This is a genomic window from Streptomyces sp. NPDC043853 (assembly GCF_056436025.1).
In genome coordinates, this window is record NZ_JBWKDJ010000005.1 from 155,395 (window position 1) to 175,944 (window position 20,550).

The 20,550-nt window shown below is 71.8% G+C and carries 13 protein-coding genes and 1 pseudogene; 9 read left to right on the forward strand and 5 right to left on the reverse strand.

From position 1 onward, the window contains the following. Positions 1–4 precede the first annotated feature (4 nt). From kdpB to kdpF (AC067U_RS15665), 4 genes are all read right to left on the reverse strand, one after another. Positions 5–2,110, reverse strand: coding sequence for a potassium-transporting ATPase subunit KdpB (gene kdpB, locus AC067U_RS15650; RefSeq protein WP_478830229.1), 2,106 nt, complete (start codon positions 2,108–2,110; stop codon positions 5–7). Then, positions 2,107–3,771 (reverse strand): potassium-transporting ATPase subunit KdpA, encoded by a 1,665-nt coding sequence (kdpA, locus tag AC067U_RS15655; protein ID WP_478830230.1) that lies wholly within the window; start codon positions 3,769–3,771, stop codon positions 2,107–2,109. Before kdpA ends, kdpB begins: the two co-directional genes overlap by 4 nt. 8 nt (positions 3,772–3,779) lie before the next feature. Further along, on the reverse strand, positions 3,780–3,869 hold the full coding sequence (gene kdpF / locus AC067U_RS15660) for a K(+)-transporting ATPase subunit F (protein ID WP_125594429.1): 90 nt from the start codon (positions 3,867–3,869) through the stop codon (positions 3,780–3,782). Between the two features lie 296 nt (positions 3,870–4,165). Continuing rightward, positions 4,166–4,255 carry a K(+)-transporting ATPase subunit F gene (kdpF, locus tag AC067U_RS15665; RefSeq protein WP_478830231.1) on the reverse strand — a complete coding sequence of 30 codons (90 nt, stop codon included), beginning with the start codon at positions 4,253–4,255 and terminating at the stop codon, positions 4,166–4,168. A gap of 248 nt (positions 4,256–4,503) precedes the next feature. Between kdpF (AC067U_RS15665) and AC067U_RS15670 the strand changes: the two genes are divergently transcribed. The 9 genes and pseudogenes from AC067U_RS15670 (at position 4,504) to AC067U_RS15710 (ending at position 17,941) form a co-directional block, all read left to right on the forward strand. Then, positions 4,504–6,393, forward strand: a complete 1,890-nt coding sequence (locus tag AC067U_RS15670; RefSeq protein ID WP_478830232.1) for an APC family permease — start codon at positions 4,504–4,506, stop codon at positions 6,391–6,393. Positions 6,394–6,676: 283 nt separating this feature from the next. Then, positions 6,677–7,186 (forward strand): universal stress protein, encoded by a 510-nt coding sequence (locus tag AC067U_RS15675; protein WP_478830233.1) that lies wholly within the window; start codon positions 6,677–6,679, stop codon positions 7,184–7,186. A gap of 20 nt (positions 7,187–7,206) precedes the next feature. Continuing rightward, positions 7,207–7,338, forward strand: a pseudogene (locus AC067U_RS15680) (3-hydroxyacyl-CoA dehydrogenase family protein); the annotation flags it as partial. An 811-nt stretch (positions 7,339–8,149) separates the two neighbouring features. Further along, the gene (locus AC067U_RS15685; protein ID WP_478830234.1) at positions 8,150–10,045 is read left to right on the forward strand and encodes an ATP-binding protein; all 1,896 of its coding nucleotides are present in this window, start codon (positions 8,150–8,152) and stop codon (positions 10,043–10,045) included. A 107-nt stretch (positions 10,046–10,152) separates the two neighbouring features. Then, positions 10,153–11,322 carry an exonuclease SbcCD subunit D gene (locus AC067U_RS15690; RefSeq protein WP_478830235.1) on the forward strand — a complete coding sequence of 390 codons (1,170 nt, stop codon included), beginning with the start codon at positions 10,153–10,155 and terminating at the stop codon, positions 11,320–11,322. A gap of 107 nt (positions 11,323–11,429) precedes the next feature. Further along, on the forward strand, positions 11,430–14,882 hold the full coding sequence (locus tag AC067U_RS15695; protein WP_478830236.1) for an AAA family ATPase: 3,453 nt from the start codon (positions 11,430–11,432) through the stop codon (positions 14,880–14,882). Then, positions 14,879–15,940, forward strand: coding sequence for a hypothetical protein (locus AC067U_RS15700; RefSeq protein WP_478830237.1), 1,062 nt, complete (start codon positions 14,879–14,881; stop codon positions 15,938–15,940). Before AC067U_RS15695 ends, AC067U_RS15700 begins: the two co-directional genes overlap by 4 nt. A gap of 313 nt (positions 15,941–16,253) precedes the next feature. After that, positions 16,254–16,916 (forward strand): deoxynucleoside kinase, encoded by a 663-nt coding sequence (locus tag AC067U_RS15705; protein ID WP_478830238.1) that lies wholly within the window; start codon positions 16,254–16,256, stop codon positions 16,914–16,916. Between the two features lie 548 nt (positions 16,917–17,464). Then, positions 17,465–17,941 carry a DUF1648 domain-containing protein gene (locus AC067U_RS15710; protein WP_478830239.1) on the forward strand — a complete coding sequence of 159 codons (477 nt, stop codon included), beginning with the start codon at positions 17,465–17,467 and terminating at the stop codon, positions 17,939–17,941. Positions 17,942–17,974: 33 nt separating this feature from the next. Here AC067U_RS15710 and AC067U_RS15715 read toward each other — a convergent pair whose 3' ends face one another. Further along, the gene (locus tag AC067U_RS15715; RefSeq protein ID WP_478830240.1) at positions 17,975–20,515 is read right to left on the reverse strand and encodes a DUF4118 domain-containing protein; all 2,541 of its coding nucleotides are present in this window, start codon (positions 20,513–20,515) and stop codon (positions 17,975–17,977) included. Positions 20,516–20,550: the final 35 nt, after the last annotated feature.

Genomic DNA, 20,550 nt, shown 5'->3' on the forward strand with positions numbered 1-20,550 from the left:
GGACTCAGCCGATTCCGGGGATGAGGGTGATGAGGAGGTCGATGATCTTGATGCCGATGAACGGGGCGATCAGGCCGCCGAGTCCGTAGAGGCCGAGGTTCCGGCGGAGCATCCTGTCGGCGCTGGTCGGCTTGTATCGGACGCCCTTGAGGGCGAGCGGCACGAGCGCGATGATGATCAGCGCGTTGAAGATGACGGCGGAGAGGATCGCGGACTCGGGGGAGGCCAGGCCCATGATGTTGAGCTTGTCCAGGCCCGGGTAGACCACGGCGAACATGGCCGGGATGATCGCGAAGTACTTCGCGACGTCGTTGGCGATGGAGAAGGTGGTGAGCGCGCCGCGGGTGATCAGGAGCTGTTTGCCGATCTCGACGATCTCGATGAGCTTGGTGGGGTTGGAGTCCAGGTCCACCATGTTCCCGGCCTCCTTGGCGGCCGAGGTGCCCGTGTTCATCGCCACGCCGACGTCGGCCTGGGCGAGCGCCGGGGCGTCGTTGGTGCCGTCACCGGTCATCGCGACCAGCTTGCCGCCGGCCTGCTCCCGCTTGATGAGGGCCATCTTGTCCTCGGGGGTGGCCTCGGCGAGGAAGTCGTCGACACCCGCCTCCTCGGCGATGGCCTTGGCCGTCAGCGGGTTGTCGCCGGTGATCATGACCGTCTTGATGCCCATGCGGCGCAGTTCGTCGAACCGCTCCCGCATGCCTTCCTTGACCACGTCCTTGAGGTGGATGACACCCAGGACCCGGGCGCCGTTCTCGTCCTCGACGGCCACCAGCAGGGGGGTGCCACCGGCCTGCGAGATGGTGTCGGCGAGTGAGCCCGCCTCGTCGGTGACCTGTCCGCCCTGCTCCTTCACCCAGGCGATGACCGACCCGGCCGCGCCCTTGCGGGTCTTCCTGCCGTCGACGTCCACGCCCGACATACGGGTCTGGGCGGTGAAGGCGATCCACTCGGCGTGGGCGAGTTCGCCCTGGTGGCGCTCGCGCAGGCCGTACTTCTCCTTGGCCAGGACCACGATCGAGCGGCCTTCGGGGGTCTCGTCCGCGAGGGACGAGAGCTGTGCGGCGTCGGCGAGCTCGGCCGCGGTGGTGCCCTTGACCGGCACGAACTCGGAAGCCTGCCGGTTACCCAGGGTGATGGTGCCGGTCTTGTCCAGGAGCAGCGTGGAGACGTCGCCCGCGGCTTCCACCGCGCGGCCGGACATGGCCAGGACGTTGCGCTGCACGAGGCGGTCCATGCCGGCGATGCCGATGGCGGAGAGCAGGGCGCCGATGGTGGTCGGGATCAGGCAGACCAGCAGCGCGGTCAGCACGATCATCGACTGCTTGGCGCCGGCGTAGATCGCGAAGGGCTGAAGGGTGACGACCGCCAGCAGGAAGACGATCGTGAGCGACGCGAGAAGGATGTTCAGCGCGATCTCGTTCGGGGTCTTCTGCCGGGCCGCGCCCTCGACGAGGGCGATCATGCGGTCGATGAAGGTCTCGCCGGGCTTCGTCGTGATCTTGATGACGATCCGGTCGGAGAGGACCTTGGTACCGCCGGTGACCGCGCTGCGGTCGCCGCCGGACTCGCGGATGACGGGTGCGGACTCGCCGGTGATGGCCGACTCGTCGACCGAGGCGACACCTTCGACGACATCGCCGTCGCCGGGAATGACGTCGCCGGCCTCGCAGACGACGAGGTCGCCGATACGGAGCTCGGTGCCCGGTACGGACTCCTCGCCCTTGCCGTCCTTGGTCAGGCGGCGGGCGACGGAGTCGGTCTTGGCCTTGCGCAGGGTGTCGGCCTGGGCCTTGCCGCGGCCCTCGGCCACGGCCTCGGCGAGGTTGGCGAAGATCGTGGTCAGCCACAGCCAGGCGGTGATGGCCCAGCCGAACCAGTCCGTCGGGTCCTTCAGCGCCAGGACCGTCGTGACGACCGAGCCGATCAGGACCACGAACATCACCGGGGACTTGATCATGACGCGCGGGTCGAGCTTGCGGATCGCGTCCGGGAAGGACTTGACCAGCTGCTTGGGGTCGAAGAGACCGCCGCCCACGCGTCCGGCCGGGGGCTTGTGCCCGGTGGGCACGTCTTCGTGCGGAGCCCTGGTGGGAGTGATGGTGCTCATGCTGCGAGCCCTTCGGCGAGCGGACCCAGCGCCAGGGCCGGGAAGTAGGTCAGACCGGTGACGATGAGGATGGTGCCGACGAGCAGGCCCGTGTAGAGCGGCTTGTCGGTGCGCAGGGTTCCCGCCGTCTCCGGGACGGGCTTCTGCTCGGCGAGCGAGCCGGCCAGCGCCAGGACGAAGACCATGGGCAGGAAGCGGCCCAGCAGCATCGCGATGCCGATGGTCGAGTTGAACCACTGCGTGTCGGCGTTCAGGCCGGCGAAGGCCGAGCCGTTGTTGTTGGCGCCCGAGGTGTAGGCGTAGAGGATCTCGGAGAAGCCGTGCGCACCGGAGTTCGTCATCGAGTTCGCCGGGGTGTCCAGCGCCATCGCGGCGGCGGTGAAGCCGAGGACCAGGGCGGGGGTGATGAGGATGTAGCAGGCCGCGAACTTGATCTCGCGGGTGCCGATCTTCTTGCCCAGGTATTCGGGGGTGCGGCCGACCATCAGGCCGGCGATGAACACGGCGATGATCGCCATGATGAGCATGCCGTAGAGGCCGGAGCCGACGCCGCCGGGCGCGATCTCACCGAGCTGCATGCCCAGCAGCTGGATACCGCCGCCGAAGCCGGTGAAGGAGGAGTGGAAGGAGTTGACCGCTCCGGTCGAGGTCAGCGTGGTGGCGACCGAGAAGATCGACGAGGCGCCGATCCCGAAGCGGGTCTCCTTGCCCTCCATCGCCCCGCCGGCGGTCTCGAAGGCCGGGCCGTTGCCGGCGAACTCGGTCCCCATCATCAGGGCGGTGAAGCCGATCCAGATGACCGCCATCGTGGCGAGGATCGCGTAGCCCTGCTTCACGCTGCCGACCATCTTGCCGAAGGTGCGGGTCAGCGCGAAGGGGATGACGAGGATCAGGAAGACCTCGAAGAGGTTGGAGAACGGGTTGGGGTTCTCGAAGGGGTGGGCGGAGTTGGCGTTGAAGTAACCGCCACCGTTGGTGCCCAGCTCCTTGATGACCTCCTGCGAGGCCACCGCGCCGCCGTTCCACTCCTGGGTGCCGCCCATGAACTGGCCGACCTCGTGGATCCCGGCGAAGTTCTGGATCGCACCGCAGGCGACCAGGACGATCGCCCCGATCACGGAGATCGGCAGCAGGATCCGGACCACCCCTCGGACCAGGTCGGCCCAGAAGTTGCCGAGCTCACCGGTGCGGGAGCGGGCGAAGCCCCGTACGAGGGCGACCGCGACGGCCATGCCCACGGCGGCGGAGACGAAGTTCTGCACGGCCAGGCCGCCGGTCTGTACGACGTGGCCCATGGCCTGCTCGCCGTAGTACGACTGCCAGTTCGTGTTGGCCACGAACGAGGCGGCGGTGTTGAAGGCCTGGTCCGGGTCGATCGCGGAGAAGCCGAGCGAGCCGGGCAGGACGCCCTGCAGACGCTGCAGGGCGTAGAGGAACAGGACGCTGACCGCGGAGAAGGCCAGGACGCCGCGCAGGTAGGCGGGCCAGCGCATCTCGGCCGAGGGGTTGGCGCCGATGGCCTTGTAGATCCACTTCTCCGGGCGGTAGTGCTTCTCGGAGGAGTAGACCTTGGCCATGTAGTCGCCGAGCGGACGGTAGGCCAGGGCCAGCGCGGCGATCAGAGCGAGCAGCTGGAGCACACCAGCCATCTGGGAACTCATGACGGTACTCAGAACCTCTCCGGCTTGACGAGGGCGAGGACGAGGTATCCGAGCAGGGCGACGGCTACGAGCAGGCCGACGATGTTTTCGGCGTTCACAGCTTGGTCACCCCTCGGGCGATGAGAGCCACCAGCGCGAAGACCGCGATCGTGGTGACGACGAAGGCCAGATCGGCCACCGTGAGCTCCTGAATGAAGTGGAAGATGTCTATCGGCCATGTGGCCGAAGACGAGACAACCGTGTCCTGAGCCCGGCGTTAAGACGCCTTGACGGGGTCCATACGGGCCGGGCGGAACTCTTAACGGGGCCCTGACGCGTCAGCCGGATGAGGGATGTGTCAGGCCTGGTGGGGGCGGCCTGCGGGGTCCTCCCGTCCGGACACGGCGATCCCGGGTCAGAACTTCTCGGGCTTGATCAGGGCGGTCACCAGATAGCCGAGCAGGGCGAGGGCGATGATGAGCCCGACCACGTTCTCCGCGTTCATCGGCACGTCTCCTTGGAAGTCGTCCGGGTCGTCGGGCGTGTGCCGCCCGGATCCAGCGTGCCCCCGGGCACCCGGGGAGCCACCCACCCCGGCGGGGTCTTGACGCGCCCCATACGACTTCGGGCACCCGGCGTCAGAAGCGCGTGAAGAGTCCCGCACCCGGCGTATGGATCTCGCCAAGGGCACTGGTCATCCTGTCGTGCCGTCTCGACGCTGACCTCACTTTGTCCAACGGAGGAACAGCGAAGATGTCCATACACATGGGAAGGCCGACGGCGGCGGGACAGGCTCCCGGCACGGAGGAGCCCCCTGATACCGGCACGGCGACGCCCACGACCACCGCGGGAGACCGGCACAGGCTGACCGCGCTGCAGGGACTGGCCGCGCTGTCCCTCGACGCCATGGCGTCCGTGGCGTACGGGCCGGAGTCGATCGTGCTGGTGCTGGCGGCCGCCGGCGCGTACGGGCTGGGATTCACCCTCCCCGTCACGCTCGCGATCGCGGCGCTCCTGGCCGTGCTGGTGGCCTCGTACCGCCAGGTCATCGCCGCGTTCCCGGACGGCGGCGGCTCGTACGCCGTCGCCAGGAAGCACCTCGGCCGACGTACCGGCCTGGTGGCCGCGGCCTCGCTGATCCTCGACTACGTCCTGAACGTCGCAGTCTCCGTGACCGCCGGTGTGGCCGCCCTGACCTCGGCCTTCCCGGGGCTGCACGGGGAGCGGGTGTGGATCTGCCTCGGCGTCCTCGTCCTGGTCACCGCCGTGAACCTGCGGGGCGTGGTCGACTCGGCCAAGGCCTTCCTGGTCCCGACCGCCCTGTTCGTCGGGTCGATCCTCGCCATGATCGTCGTGGGGCTGTTGCGTGACGGGCCCGTCAGCACCGCTTCCGCCGCCGGGCACGCCTCCGTACTCGGCGAGGGCGCCACCACGGTCGGCGCGCTGCTCCTGCTGAAGGCCTTCGCGGCCGGCTGTTCCGCCCTGACCGGCGTCGAGGCCGTCGCCAACGCCGTGCCTTCCTTCCGTGTGCCGGCCGTCCGCCGCGCCCAGCGCACCGAGGTCGCGCTCGGCGCCCTGCTCGGCGTCATGCTGATCGGCCTGTCGGTGCTGATCGGCCGCTTCCACCTGCAGCCCGTCGAGGGCGTCACCGTCCTCGCCCAGCTCGCCGACGCCTCCTTCGGCCACAACGCCGCCTTCTACGTGGTCCAGTTCGCCACGATGGTGCTGCTGGCCCTGGCCGCGAACACCTCCTTCGGCGGACTACCGGTCCTGATGAGCCTGCTCGCCCGGGACAACCACCTGCCACACGTCTTCGCGCTGAAGGCCGACCGTCAGGTCCACCGCCACGGCGTGGTCTGGCTGGGACTCGTGTCCGCCGCCCTGCTGGTGTTCTCCGGCGGTGACACCAACACCCTCGTCCCGCTCTTCGCCATCGGCGTCTTCGTCGGCTTCACCATCTGCCAGGTGGGCATGGTCCGGCACTGGTACGCCGAACACCCACCCCGCTGGCAGGGCAAGGCGGCTCTCAACGGCTTCGGCGCACTGCTCACCGGAGTCTCGGCGGTCGTCGTCACCGCGACCAAGTTCACCGAAGGCGCCTGGCTCATCGTGCTCGCGCTGCCGCTGCTCGTCCTCGGCTTCGAGAAGATCCACCGCACGTACGCCGAGATCGGCGAGCGCCTCGAACTCGGCCGGATCCCGCAGGCCCCGCACCGCTCCCGATCCCTGGTGGTGGTGCCCGTCTCGGGACTGTCGCGGCTGACCTGCCAGGCGTTGACCGCCGCACGCTCCCTCGGCGACGAGGTCCTGGCCGTCACCGTCACCCACCCCGCCCCCGAGGACCGGCAGGCCACCGAAGCGCTGCGCCGCGACTGGGAGTTGTGGAAGCCCGGCGTGGAGCTGATCGAGCTCTCCGCGCAGACCCGGTCCCTCGGGCGGCCGGTGTCCGGCTACGTGCGCGAGCTGACGCGGACCCACCCGGACGCCCAGGTCACCGTCCTCATCCCGGAGACCGAACCGGCCCGCCTGTGGCAGCGGCTCCTCCAGAACCAGCGCGGCTCCGTCGTCGCCCACGCGGTCCGCCGCGACACCGACGCGGTGATCTGCCGGCTCCGTTTCCGCGTCACGCCCGACGCCCGCTGACGCACCCTTGACGGCGGTCCGACGCGACCCCCGAAGGCCGCTCCGCCCGGCGGCCGGCCATGGTCACGGCGGCCGCCGCCGGTGCCCTCGCGGCCGGCCCCTGACGGCATCTCGACGACGACCGGCCCCGTTCGTACGTCTTGCCGACGACCGGTGACGGACGGTGCCAACAACGCGTCAGAATCGGTGCGTACCACGTCAGAAGACCGTCAGTGAACCGGCCTCACGGTACATCCCTGCGGTTGGATGGGTCGCCCGGACGAAGGAGCGTTGGGAGGACCGTGTGCCGAAGGTAGTGGTGGGTGTCAGCGACAGCCTGGGCAGCTTGTCGGCACTGCACCGGGCTGCAGCCGAGGCCCGCCTGCGGCGGGTGGAACTACGCGTCGTACTGGCGTGGCAGGCTCCGGGCGGCGAACCGGGAGGCCGCAGCTCCTGCGGAATCCCGTCCCTGGCACAGTGCCGGTCGGCCGCCGTGGAGCGGCTGCGCGAGGTTCTCGACACCGCGTTCGGCGGCGAGAACCCGGGTGTCACCCTCGCGTGCTTCACGGTGCGCGGCACGGCGGGCGCGGTGCTCGTCGACGCCGCGCGGGACCCGGACGACCTGCTCGTCGTGGGCACGGGCCCGCGCGGGCCGCTGCGCCGCCATTTCCGCCCCTCGGTCGCACGCCACGTCCTCGCGCACGCCGCCTGCCCCGTCCTGACCGTGCCCCCGTCCCCACTCCAGGCCGACTACGACGCGGCCCACCGCCGAAACGCCTGGCGGCTGCCCCTCGACCTGCGCGAACTCGCCTGACGCAGCGACCACGTCGCTTCGGCCCCGGCACCCTCTCCGCCATCGCGGAATCCCTCTACGCCCCGCCCCCGCTTCTGATGCGGATGGTGCAGGCAGGGCTGCTGGGCCGGAAGACCGGCCGCGGGTTCCACGCCTACGACCGGGACTGCTGAGGGGCCCGGCAGCGTGGTGGAAAGGGGTGCGGTGGAGTGGTGTCCACCGCACCCTGCCGCGTCGTCCAAGCCGAGCGCTGTCGCCCGGAGGCCGGTGAGATGCCCTACCGGGCGCTCGACGCGGCCGGCCGGGGAACGGAGGCGTGGGCGCCGGCGTATTCCACTTCGGAAGAGCAGGGGTGACGGATTGTGAGACACGCACGCAGGGTCGGGTGAAGATGCGTAAGCTGCGTTCAGTCCCACGGGGGTGACGGGCTTGAGGCGCGGTCGACACCGCGGCTCCCGTCCGGTGCGTGGGACCAGGGAGGGAACAGGGGGTGCGGAACGTGCTTCTGCAGGTGGGATCCGGCCGACTCGACCGTGTGGTCATCGGCGACGGCGGCAGCGACGGCGGCGGACGTCGAGCCGGCACCGCCGGCCGGCCGGGCCGTTCGTCAGGGCCCTCCGGCGGGTACGGGCACGCCGCGACACCGGTGCCACCACCCGCCGCCGGAAGCCGGCCCAGCTCCGGCTGACGACATAGGCGCGGAAGGCAACACCAGGCCGGCTGGGCCGACTCCCGCATGGGGAGCAGTTCCGACCGGTGCCGATCGGCGCGCACCCCTCCGCCCCACCCGGCCCTGCCCTGCGACGACGTCGGCGGCGTGACCACCCTGCCCCGGCATCCGCCGACCACCGGTGACTCCGGGGCACTTCCGGGGCCGGTACCCCTACCGCGCCCGCCCGGGTGTCGCCCACCGACCGTCCACCGCAGGGTGCTGGTCACCACCACGGCACACGTCCCGAACCGCACGCACAGGAGAGCCCGCCGATGACAGACACCGATCCCGGGCCCTCCCGCGCCGGCCTGACCTCGGCCGACCACCTCGCCGCCACCCCGGCCGGTCGCGCAGGCGGAACCGAACAGCAGGTCGGGAAGGTGGCGGGCACCGAGGACTCCACCCCGCTGAAGTTCCACGTCGCCGTGTCACCCGACGCCTACCTCCAGCTCGATGACGTGGTCAGCACCCGTCGGCAGGTCCCCGGGCACGGAACCGTCACGACCTCGGGTGTGGTCACCGAGGTCGTCGCGCGCCACGAGGGGGCCGCGTTCGACTCGGACGTGTTCCTCATCGCCGACGGAATCCTGCCGGCACAGGTGCAGGAGATCGCCGAGGTCACCACCACCCGTGTCGAGCCCGAATGCTACGTGCCGCCCCGTCCCGGCGAAACGGCCATCCGGGCCGCGGGTGCCGATCGGGACGCCGCGCTGTACTTCGACCGGATGCAGGCGCGGATCCCCGCCGGCATCGGCCGCGACGGCGAACCGATCTACCTCAACCTCGAGTTCCTGGACGGCACCCGTGGTGCCCACGTGTCCATCTCCGGCATCTCGGGGGTGGCGACCAAGACCAGTTTCGCGCTGTTCCTGCTGCACTCCCTCTTCACCTCGGGCGCGCTGGGCGGCCGAGCCGTCAACGCCAAGGCCCTGATCTTTTCCGTCAAGGGCGAGGACCTGCTGTTCGTGGACCAGCCCAACGCCCGCCTCGACGACCGGCTGCGCGCCGCCTACGACCGCCTCGGTCTGCCCGCACGCCCCTTCGCCTCCGTCGGCTTCCACGCCCCGCCGCTCCCCGGCGACCTCACCGGACGTCCCCACGTCACAGGCCGGACCAGCGGGGTCGACGCGTTCTGGTGGACCCTCGCGGAGTTCTGCGCACGCGAATTGCTCCCGTACGTATTCGCCGACGTCGCGGATGACAAGAACCAGTACACGATGGTCGTGCACCAGGTCACCGGTCGGCTGCGGCGCGACGCCCAGCCGTTCGGGAACGACGGCGCGGTCACCGTCGAGGGCACGCCCATCCGCACCTGGGCGGAGATGGTCGAGTTCATCTCGGGGCGGGTCACCGACGACGGCACCCGTGCGAGCTGGGCGGGTCAGGCCGTGGGGACCGGCACCGTGAACGCGTTCGTCCGGCGGCTGCGGTCCTCGCTGCGGCCGCTGGCCCCGCTCCTCCGCGGAGATCTGAGCACGGTCACCGACCGGCCGGTCGACCACTCCATCGACACCTCGCGTCACCAGGTCACCGTCGTGGACCTGCACAACCTGCCGGAGCGCGCGCAACGCTTCGTCGTCGGAGTCGTCCTCGCCACGGAAACCGAACGCAAGGAGCAGTCGGGACCCGGCGGTCTGCTGTTCACCATGATCGACGAGCTCAACAAGTACGCCCCCCGCGACGGTTCCTCCCCGATCAAGGACGTGCTGCTGGACATCGCCGAGCGTGGCCGTTCACTCGGAATCATTCTCATCGGAGCCCAGCAGACCGCCTCCGAGGTCGAACGGCGTATCGTCTCGAACTCATCGATCAAGATCGTCGGGCGGCTGGACCCGGCCGAGGCCGGTCGTCCCGAGTACGGGTTCCTGCCCACAGGGCAGCGGCAGCGGGCCACGCTCGCGAGGCCCGGAACCATGTTCGTCGCCCAGCCGGAGATCCCGGTGCCGCTGGCCGTCGAGTTTCCGTTCCCGGCCTGGGCCACACGGCTCACCGAGGTCGCCGGACCCGGCTTCGCCGATCCCGCCTCCGCCGCCGACGCGGGCCCCGCCACGTGGGGGGCCGCCGGGGCGGTACGGCCGGACCCGTTCGGAAAGCTGCCGCCGACCGACGACGACGGGTGGCTCGACGACTTCGACGACGGCGCGGTGGAAGAGACCCCGCCCTTCTGACGGGTGGTACGGCCTCCGTCGCGGCCCCCCGGCATTCCCGGGCCGGCCTGCCCGCATACCCCCACCGTTTCGCACCACTTGCTCCGTCCCCCGGAAGGACAGTCCCGGTGAAGTTCCTCCACACCTCCGACTGGCACGTCGGCAAGATCCTCAAGGGCCGCAACCGGCTCGACGAACAGGCTGCCGTGCTGCGGGAGATCACCCGGATAGCGCTCGACAGCCAGGTGGATGCCGTGCTCATCGCAGGCGACGTCTACGAGCACTCCGCGCCGAGCGCCGAGGCCCAGAAACTCGTGGTGCGCACCCTGATGCAGTTGGCCAGGCGAAACATCGAGGTCGTCCTCATCGCCGGCAACCACGACCACGGTGCCACGTTCGAGGCGTACAAGCCGCTGATGGGCGTCGCCGGAATCCACGTCTACGGTCAGGCCCGGCCGGCGGACAAGGGCGGTGTGCACACCTTCCGCGCCAAGTCCACGAACGAGCCCGTCAACATCGCGGTCCTGCCCTTCCTCTCCCGCCGCTACGCCGTCCGCGCCGCGGAGATCATCGCGAACACCCCGTCGCAGAACGTCGGCGCGTACGACCAGTTGGTCCGAGACGTGTTGGGCGGGCTGACGGGGGCGTTCACCCCCGACGCCGTCAACATCGTCATGGCGCACCTGACGTGCACCGGCGGTACCTTCGGAGGCGGCGAGCGAGCCGCCCAATCGATCATGGAATATCACGTTCCCGCCGCGATCTTCCCCGTCGATGCCCACTACGTGGCCCTCGGCCACCTCCATCGCCGGCAGCGGATCCCGGCCGCCTGCCCGGTGCACTACAGCGGCTCCCCGTACGCGGTCGACTTCGGCGAGCAGGACAACACGCACGTGGTCTGCCTCGTCGAAGCGTCCCCCGGTACCCCGGCGAAGGTCACCGACGTCCCGATCACCGCCGGCCGCAGGCTGCGCACCGTCGAGGGGACCGTCGCCGAACTCATCGCCGACCGGGCCGCCCACGGCGAGGACTTCCTCCGGCTCGTCGTCACCCAGCCCGGGTACGCCGGCCTGCGCGAGGACCTGGCCGAGGCCCTCCCCAACGCCCTGGAGATCCGCATCCACCCCGATCACGCGAGCACCGGGGCCAGGGCCGGCATCGCGGTCGACCGGCCGGCCAGGACGCCCGCGGAGCTGTTCACCGACTACTGCCACAGCGTCGGCGTCGGCGACGAGCGCGTCGTGCGGCTGTTCAACGAACTGCACGACGACCTCACGCACCCGACCGCCCGACCGTGACCAGCGGCATTCCTCACCCGCCCCCGCCCCTCGCCCCCGCCCCTGCTCCCGCGCCCGCGCCCGAACTGCGGATCTCCTCGCACACCCGGTAAGGATCAACACCTCAGATGCGTCCCGTTCGCCTGGAGCTCAACGGCTTCGCCGGATTCCGAGCCGCCACCGTGGTCGACTTCACCGGCGCCGACTACTTCGCCCTCGTCGGTGCCACCGGGTCGGGGAAGTCCACCGTCCTCGATGCGCTGACGTTCGCCCTGTACGGTTCGGCCTACCGGTGGGGCCGGAGCAACGCCATCTCCTACGCACTCGCCCCCACCGGCAACCGCTGCACCGTCGCGCTCACCTTCGACGTCGCCTCCCAGCGCTACCAGGTGGCCCGTGAGGTCCGCCGGGTCGGGCAGCAGATCCAGCAGAAGAACGTGAGCCTGGTCAGGTTCGCGGACCCCACGGTGGTCGTCGTCGACCCGTACGGCCCGCAACCCGAGGTCCTGGCCGGAGAGATCAAGGAACTCAACGCCGCCGTCGAGCAGCTGCTGGGCCTCTCCTTCGACGACTTCTGCCAGTGCGTCGTCCTGCCCCAGGGACAGTTCGCCCGGTTCCTCTCGGCGAACACCGGCGACCGGCAGCGGATCCTGCTGAAGCTCCTCGGCGCGGACCACTACGAGGGCATCGGCAAGCGTGCCGGGGTTCAGCGCGATGCCGCCGCCAAGGAGGTCGACGTCCTCACCGAGCAGCTCGGCCGGTACGCCGACGCCACCCCCGAAGCCGAGGCCGACGCACGGGCACGGGTATCCGCCCTGGACGCCCTGGCAGGCGTCGTCGACGGGCTCGTGGCCGGTGCCGACGCGGCCGGTGCCCGTGCCGCCGATGCCGCCCACCGGGCGGACGGGCTGCGTGCCGAGGCCGAACTGCTCGGCTCCGTCCGGGTCCCCGACGGGGTCGCGGAACTCCAGCGCGCCGCCGACGACGCACATGCCGCGGCCCTGAAGGCGCGCGAGGCCGATGACGAGGGCGCCCGGGTCCTTGCCGACGCCCGCGCGGCGGCCCGGGTCGCCCCGGACCGCGCCGCACTCGAACAGGCCCGCGACCGTCACGCGGAGCGGACCGATCTCGCCGGGCGCCACGACCAGGTGGGGGCGGCCGTCGACAGCGCTGCCGGGGAACTGGCCCGGTGCCAGGAGCAGTTGCGTGTTCATACGGCCGCCGTCGATGCGGCCCGCACCCAGGTGGCGGCGGCCCGCCGGCACCTCGACCGTGCCCACCAGACGCACCACGAGGTCGGGCGCCGCCGGGAGCGGCTGGCCGGTGTCCGCACCCCCGAGGGGCTGCCCGTGCTGGCCCGCCGGGCGGCGGAGCTCGCCCGGCAGGCCGAGGATGCGGGAGGGCGGCTCGGCGAGGCCCGTGACCGCCACCAGCGGGCGGCTGCCGCGCTCGCCGCCGCCGGCGACGCGAGCCGCCTCACCGAAGCACGTGACGCGCTCGACCAGCTCGGCGAGGTCACCGCCGACCTCGCCGAGGCCACCGGCCGACTGGACGCCTCGACAAGGGAAGCCACGTCCAGGGACGCCGAGGTCGGAGCCGCACAGGCCCGCCTCGACGCCGCCACCGCCGCCCTGGCGGAGGCCCGTACGCTGGCCGGCGCCGGTCGGCTGCGCCCCGCGCTCCGGACCGGGCACGCCTGCCCGGTCTGCGAGCAGACCGTCACCACCCTCCCGCCGCCGCTGCCCGATCCGGCGCTCGACGCGGCCGGGAACGCGGTGGACGACGCGACCCTCGAACTCCGTGCGGCGCAGTCCCGGCACCTGGAGGCCCAGGCCACGGTCACCGGTCGGCAGCGCAAGGTCGACAGCCTCACCGAGCGGCGCACGCTGACGGAGCAGCGCGTGTCCGCCCTGCTGCCGGCCCTCCCCGCGGCAGCCGCCGCCGAGGCCGGATCCGGCGCCGCCGGCGACTTTGCAACCGACGCCGCAGCCGACTCCGCAGCCGACTTCGCGGCCGACCGCGCCCGGCTCCACGCACTGGTCACGGAACGCATCGAGACCCGCGACCGGCTCGCCTCCGCCGAGGAGCAGGCCCGCGCCGCGGTGGCGGCGGCCGAATCGGCACACGGGACCGTGCTGGCCGCAGCCGGAGCGCTCCGGAGGGAACTCGACCGGGCACGCACCGTGTTCGACACCCGACTGGGCGGCCTGGCCGACCTCGAACCCCCCACCGCCCACCAGGAGCACCCTGCGGACCCGGCCGACGCCGCAGACCTGATGGGGGCCTGGGCCCGCCTGGAGGCATGGGCCCGCACCGGCACTGCCGAGGCGGAGGCCGACCTCGCCGAGGCCGCGGCCGCGGTCGCGACCGCCGAGCAGGCCCAGGAGCAGGCCGACGCCTCCCTCGCGGCAGCCGACCGGGCGCACGGCGACGCGACGGCCGCGCACACCAGCGCGGTACGGGCCGAAGCCGAGGCCGAAGCAGACCAGGCCGCCCTCACCACCCGGCTGCGCGAGCTCGACGAGCTGCTGTCCGGAGCGCCGCCGGCGGAAGCCGTTCCGGGCCTTCTCTCCGAACGCACCCGCCTCGACGACGCCGTGACGGCCGCCGAAGCCAGGGCCGACCGCACCCGCGAGGAACTCCGGAAGGCGGAGGCGGAGCAGCAGCGCTGCCGGACCGGAACCGATGCGGCCCTCTCCCGTCTGACGGCCGACCGGGACACCGTGGCGGCGTTCGACCCGCCCCGCCTCGACCCCGCAGACCTCGCCGCCGCCTGGGCCGCCCTCGCGGACTGGGCCTCCCGCAGGGCCGCCGACCGCCGGGCCGAAGCCGAGCGCACGCAGGCCGAAGCCCGGGCCGCGACCGGTGAGGCCGACGCACTGCTGGACCGGCTGGAGCGCCTTCTGAGCGAGCACGGCCTGGACCCCGACGCCCCGGGCGAGGGGTCCGGCCGCGCGGCGCACGCACCGCGGGTGGTCACGATCGCAGTCGAACGGGCGCGCGCCGAGACGGCGCGGATCGTCCACGAGCTCACCGAAGCCGCCTCGGTACGGAGCAGGATCGCCGCCGCCCGTACCCGGCAGCAGGTGGCCACCGAACTGGCCAGGCTGATGAGGTCCGAACGGTTCCCGCGGTGGCTCGCCGAGTCCGCCCTCGACACCCTCGTCGGGGGCGCCTCCGAGTCGCTGCGCCGCCTCTCGGGCGACCGCTTCGACCTGAGCCACCGCAACGGCGAGTTCTACGTCGTCGACCACGCCGACGCCGATTCGGAACGCTCCGTCCGCACCCTGTCCGGCGGCGAGACGTTCCAGGCCAGCCTCGCCCTCGCATTGGCCCTGTCCGAACAGCTCGCGGGCATCGGCGGCGCGAAGAAGCTGGAGTCCATCTTCCTCGACGAGGGCTTCGGAACACTCGACCCCGAATCCCTCGACACGGTCGCCGACACCCTCGAAACCCTCGCCCAGGGCGACCGGATGGTCGGACTGATCACCCATGTTCCCGCGCTCGCCGATCGCGTACCGGTCCGCTTCCGGGTCCACCGCGACACCCACAGCTCCGTCGTCACCCGGGAGGGCACGTGACGAACGCCTCGCGCCCGGTTCCGATGCGGTTCCACGTCGATGGCTGGGACCCCACGTACGGGTCCAGCGTCGAGAACGCCGAAACGGCCGGCGACGCGGCGGGGGACTCCACCGCCAGGGTCGTCCCCGACGTCGAGTCCGCCCCGGCCGACTGGAAGCCGGTCTCCCCCTCGTACGGGGCCGCCCCCGGTGCCGTCCTGTTCGTCGACGGCGTGCGCCGCGTCGAGGCCCGTGTCTGGATCGAAGACCCCCCGCCGGCCGGTCCGACCCCGTCCGTCGGTGACGGGTACGGCCACTCCGCCGGCGCCGCGGATGCCACGATGGCCCTGTGCGCCTCGTACGCCGCCGGCACGGTGTGCTGCTGCCCCGGACGCGGCGCGCACCTGCTCACGGTCGAGTCCCGGCGCGGCCTGTTCACCACCGCCCGCAATGCCGTCGACGTGTCCACGACGGCCGGCGCCTACCGGGCCCATGTCACCGCCGACGACGCCGAGGAGAACCTGGCGCTGCTGCTCTCGTCGGCGCTCCAGCGCCACCTCCGTGACCTGGAGGTCCTCGTGGCCTCCCAGGCCCGCGCCGCCCTCGACGGCCACGGCGTCGCCGAGGGCTCGGACCTGCTGGTCGTCGACGGCCCGCTGCGCGGCCGTACCCACCTGCCGCGCGCCCTGGGCTTCATCAAGTCCCACCGCACCACCTATCTGCCGCCGGACCTCCACGCGGTGGTCGCCCGACTCGCCCCCGGCGAACGCACCCCCGTGTTCCTCATGGGCACCTCCTGGGACCGCCACGCCTGGTACCTGCGCCTGCCGTGCAGGCCCGGGCCCCCGTGGGCCGGGGTGGTCCGTCTGGAATGCGCCGCCGACGTCGCCGGGGAAGAGGCGATCGCCCTGGCCGATCTTTCGCAACGACTGCTGCCGCGATACGCGGGCTGCGAGTACAAGGACCCCCGAGCCCCGCAGAACCTCGTCCCGGTCGCCGGCCTGGAACGGGAACTGCGGCGCCGCTTGGGCGACCCGGCCCTCCTGACCCGAGCCCTCCGCACGGCAGCGGCCCGGTGACCCGCACCCCGCCGGAGGTTGCGGGCCGGAGCAACGGGCCGTGGTGAGCCGGGTGCAGGCGCCCCGGCCGACGTGGGGTTGACCGTCATTTATGCTTCAGGACGGCCGCCGGGCGGTGGCTCGCCGTATGCGCGCATACGGAATGGCCGGTCGGGGAGGGCGGCCCGCTTCGGAGCCTCGGCCCGGACGGGTACCGCACGAAGGTGATCGTGAAGATCCTGGGGATCGACTGACCGCCGACATGCCCTCTCGGTGGTGTGGGGCGCCCAGTCAGCCCGCCCGCGAACAGAAGACCCCCAGGGAGAAGTGAGGTATGCCGGTGATCTGCGTCGGAGGCATGATCGGGCTCGGTAAGACGAGCGTGGCCGAACTGCTGGCCAAGGAGCTCGGGAGCGAGGTCTTCTACGAGAGCGTCGAGGACAACCCGATCCTTCCGCTCTTCTACACGGCGAGCCCCGAGGAGATCCAGGCCAAGCGCTACCCCTTCCTGCTCCAGCTCTACTTCCTGCAGACGCGGTTCGCCTCGATCAAGGAGGCGTACAAGCAGGGCGACAACGTCCTCGACCGGTCCATATACGAGGACTGGTACTTCGCCAAGGTCAATCACGATCTGGGCCGGATCAGCTCCCTCGAGATGCGGGTGTACGAGGGACTGCTGGACGAGATGATGCGCGAGATCGACGGCCTGCCGTACCGCAAGGCACCCGATCTCATGGTCTACCTCAAGGCGGACTTCGCGACGGTGCTGCACCGCATCGGTCTGCGGGGCCGTGATTTCGAGCAGGACGAGAGCCTCGTCGAGTACTACCGGACGCTGTGGTCCGGCTACGACGACTGGGTGCACCAGCACTACTCGGCCAGCGACGTCCTCGTCATCGACATGAACCGCACGGATGTGGTGAACGACGCCGAGGACGCGGACCGTGTGGTGCGCGAGGTCAAGGACGCCCTGGCAGTGGCCCGCCTGCGGCCCTGATGCCGTTCCACGCGAGTACCTCCCGGCGCGGCTCCCGGCGCGGCTCCCGGCCGCGCCGCCGCCCGTCACGGACGGGAAGGACGACTTCGGCGTCCTGAGTCCGCAGACACGGCCGGGATCACGTACATCGACTGACGGTCCGGCAGCAGCGGGCCCTCGGCACCGCCGTCGACAACGCCCGCGAGACGGCCCTGCTGCCGTACGCAGGCCGCTGAACCGATAGGGTGAAGTCGGTGTGCCGGGAAGCCTGGTCGGCGGGGAGTGGTCCATGGGGGACCGCGCCGAACCAGGGGGAACACGTGTGCAGCGCCGGTCCGGTCGTGCCTCTCGTACGCCTGGCCGGGTCGGCTGCCGCCGGCCCCCGCTGCCGGCGGATCCCCGCATTCTCCCTGCCCGTTGTGGCCGGCCTCGGCTCGCACTCATACCCGGAGTCACCGAGGCCCGGGTCAGCCCCGAGGGCATCGGCCCGGTCGCCTCCCCCCTCGCTCCACTGCCACGAGGACGAGAAGAACCGACGGAAGCGGGGATGAGGGGTTGTGGGGGAAGGCATGCACGATCAACCGACGCGGGGGACGCGGGCACGCCGGGGTATCGCGGCGTGGGGGACGGCAGTCCTCGCGGTACTCATCGGTCTGCCCCTGGCGTTGAAGGGCCGGCTGCCGGAGCGGCTGGCGACGCATTGGGACGGTGACGGAGGAGGCCCCGACGGCTCCATACCCTTCTGGGCCGCGGCCCTCCTCCCCGGGCTGATCTGGGCCGCGGCCGTCCTGGCCGTCGTACTGGTGCGGTGGTGGCGCGGTGGAGCGGGCGCGAGCAGGAAACCGCGGGCCGGGACCGCCGTGACCCTGCTGTCCGGCGGAGTCTTCCTCGCCGGCGCGCAGGCGTCCGTGGTCCTGGCGAACCTGGACCACGCGGACTGGCGGCAGGCCGGATCGCCGAGCGCCTGGGTCGCGGCCGCCTGCGCGGCGACCGTACTCGCGGGTGCGGGCGGCTGGCTGGCCGTCCGTGGCCGGCGCCACCCCTGAGACCGAACGCCGTCGGCGCAGGTGCTCGCCTCGTCAGGCGGCTGCCGAGGGCGGAAGCGCCGCGGTCACCTGTGGCTGCTCTCCGGCCATCGGGAGGGTGAGCACCATGGTGAGGCCGCCGCCGGGGGTGTCCTCGGCGGTGAGGGTGCCGCCGACGGCCTCGGTGAAGCCGCGGGCGACGGCGAGGCCGAGGCCGACCCCGGCCCCGCGGGGGGCGTCGCCGTGCCGTTGGAAGGGTTCGAAGATGCGGTCCTTGGCCTCGTCCGGGACCCCGGGGCCCTGGTCCACCACGCGGAGTTCGACGCGGTCGTGCAAGGCGCTGGCGGTGATGAGGACCGGGTGTCCGTCGCTGTACTTGACGGCGTTCTCGACGATGTTGGCGACGGCACGTTCGAGGAGGCCCCGGTCGACCGCGACCATGGGGAGGGTCTCGGGGATGTCGAGTTCGACGCTGTCCTCCGGTACGCCGCCCAGGGCCATCGGCACGACCTCGTCGAGGTCGGTCTCGCGGATGAGGGGGACGACGGTGCCGGTGTTGAGGCGGGACATGTCGAGGAGGTTGCCGATCAGCGCCGCCAGGCGGTCCGCACCGGCTTCGATGCCTTCCAGCAGCTCGGCCCGGTCCTCTTCGGACCAGTCCACGTCCTCCGAGCGGAGGGAGCTGACGGAGGCCTTGATACCGGCCAGCGGGGTGCGCAGGTCGTGGCTGACCGCGGCGAGCAGGGCGGTGCGGATGCGGTTGGCCTCGGCGAGCCTGCGCGCCTCCTCGGCCTCGCCGAGCAGCCGCTGCCGGTCGAGCACGACGGCGGCCTGGGCGGCGAACGCGCCGAGCACGCGCTGGTCCTGGGCGGGCAGGACCCGTCCGGTCAGGGCCAGAGCCAGGTTCTCGCCGATCGGCATGTCGACGTCGGCGTCCTCCGGGCGGGCGACGGGCCGGCTGCCGACGGCGGCGACGGTGGTCCAGGGCTCGACCTCGCCGGCTCGTTCCAGGAGCACCACGGAGTTCATCGCGAACGTCTCGCGGAGCCGTTCCAGCAGCGCGTCCAGGGAGTCCTCGCCCCGTAGGACGCTGCCGGCGAGGAAGGACAACACCTCGGACTCGGCGCGCAGCCGCGCCGCCTGGTGGGTGCGGCGGGCCGCGAGGTCCACCACCGACGCCACCGAGACCGCCACCCCCACGAAGATCGCGATGGCCACGATGTTCCTCGGGTCGGCGATCGTCAGCCGGTGGAGGGGCGGGGTGAAGAAGTAGTTCAGCAGCAGCGAGCCGAAGGCCGCCGAGGCGAGCGCCGGCAGCAGCCCGCCCAGCAGGGCCGCCGCCACCGTGCAGGTCAGGAACAGCAGCATGTCGTTCGCCAGGCCCAGGTCCGGGAGGACCTGGCCCAGCAGCAGGGCGAGCAGGACCGGGCCGAGGATGCCGACCGTCCACCCCCAGACGATGCGGGCGCGGCCGAGCCGTGCGCCGCGGGCGATGGGGAGCCCGCGGCCCTTGGCGATGGCGTCATGGGTGACCAGGTGGACGTCCAGGTCCGGCCCGGACTCACGGGCGACGGTCGCGCTCACGCCGGGGCCGAAGACGTACTGCCAGGGCTTGCGCCGGCTGACACCGAGGACGATCTGGGTGGCGTTCACCCCCCGGGCGAACTCCAGCAGGGAGCCGGGGATGTCGTCGCCGATCACGTGGTGGAAGGTGCCGCCGAGGTCCTCGACCAGGGTGCGCTGGACGGCGAGTTCCTTGGGGGAGGCGGAGGTGAGTCCGTCGCTGGCGGCGATGTAGACGGCCAGGACCTCGCCGCCGGCGCCCTTCTCGGCGAGGCGGGCGGCGCGGCGGATCAGCGTACGGCCCTCCGGGCCGCCGGTGAGGCCCACGACGATCCGCTCGCGGGCCTGCCAGGTGGTGCGGATGTCGTGCTCGCCGCGGTATTCCCGCAGGTACTCGTCGACCCGGTCGGCGGTCCAGAGCAGGGCCAGCTCGCGCAGGGCGGTGAGGTTCCCCGGGCGGAAGTAGTTGGACAGGGCGGCGTCGACCTTGTCCGCCTTGTAGACGTTGCCGTGGGCCATCCGGCGCCGAAGCGCCTGCGGGGACATGTCCACCAGCTCGATCTGGTCGGCCCGCCGGACGACCTCGTCGGGGACCGTTTCGCGCTGCCGCACGCCCGTGATGGTCTCGACGACGTCGCCCAGGGACTCCAGGTGCTGGATGTTGACCGTGGAGACCACGTCGATGCCCGCCTGGAGGAGTTCCTCGACGTCCTGCCACCGCTTGGTGTTGCGGGAGCCGGGGACGTTGGTGTGCGCGAGCTCGTCCACCAGGGCGACCGCCGGCCGCCGGGCGAGGACCGCGTCCACGTCCATCTCGGCGAAGGTGGTGCCCCGGTACTCCAGCTCCCGCCGCGGTACGACCTCCAGGCCGTGCAGCATGACCTCCGTACGGGGCCGGTCGTGGTGCTCGACGAAGCCGACCACGCAGTCGGTGCCCCGTTCGATCCGGCGGTGCGCCTCGGCGAGCATCGCGTAGGTCTTGCCGACGCCGGGTGCCGCGCCGAGAAAGATGCGGAGCTTGCCGCGTCCCATGATCGTGACTCTTCTTCCGTTCAGGTTCGAAGCGG

What these genes read in the sequence shown, in the direction of transcription:
- AC067U_RS15710 (WP_478830239.1), top strand. Translation starts at nt 17,465, where the DNA reads ATGCACGATCAACCGACGCGGGGGACGCGGGCACGCCGGGGTATCGCG.
- kdpB (WP_478830229.1), bottom strand. Translation starts at nt 2,110, where the DNA reads ATGAGCACCATCACTCCCACCAGGGCTCCGCACGAAGACGTGCCCACC.
- AC067U_RS15670 (WP_478830232.1), top strand. Translation starts at nt 4,504, where the DNA reads ATGTCCATACACATGGGAAGGCCGACGGCGGCGGGACAGGCTCCCGGC.
- AC067U_RS15705 (WP_478830238.1), top strand. Translation starts at nt 16,254, where the DNA reads ATGCCGGTGATCTGCGTCGGAGGCATGATCGGGCTCGGTAAGACGAGC.
- AC067U_RS15695 (WP_478830236.1), top strand. Translation starts at nt 11,430, where the DNA reads ATGCGTCCCGTTCGCCTGGAGCTCAACGGCTTCGCCGGATTCCGAGCC.
- AC067U_RS15685 (WP_478830234.1), top strand. Translation starts at nt 8,150, where the DNA reads ATGACAGACACCGATCCCGGGCCCTCCCGCGCCGGCCTGACCTCGGCC.
- kdpA (WP_478830230.1), bottom strand. Translation starts at nt 3,771, where the DNA reads ATGAGTTCCCAGATGGCTGGTGTGCTCCAGCTGCTCGCTCTGATCGCC.
- AC067U_RS15715 (WP_478830240.1), bottom strand. Translation starts at nt 20,515, where the DNA reads ATGGGACGCGGCAAGCTCCGCATCTTTCTCGGCGCGGCACCCGGCGTC.
- kdpF (WP_478830231.1), bottom strand. Translation starts at nt 4,255, where the DNA reads ATGAACGCGGAGAACGTGGTCGGGCTCATCATCGCCCTCGCCCTGCTC.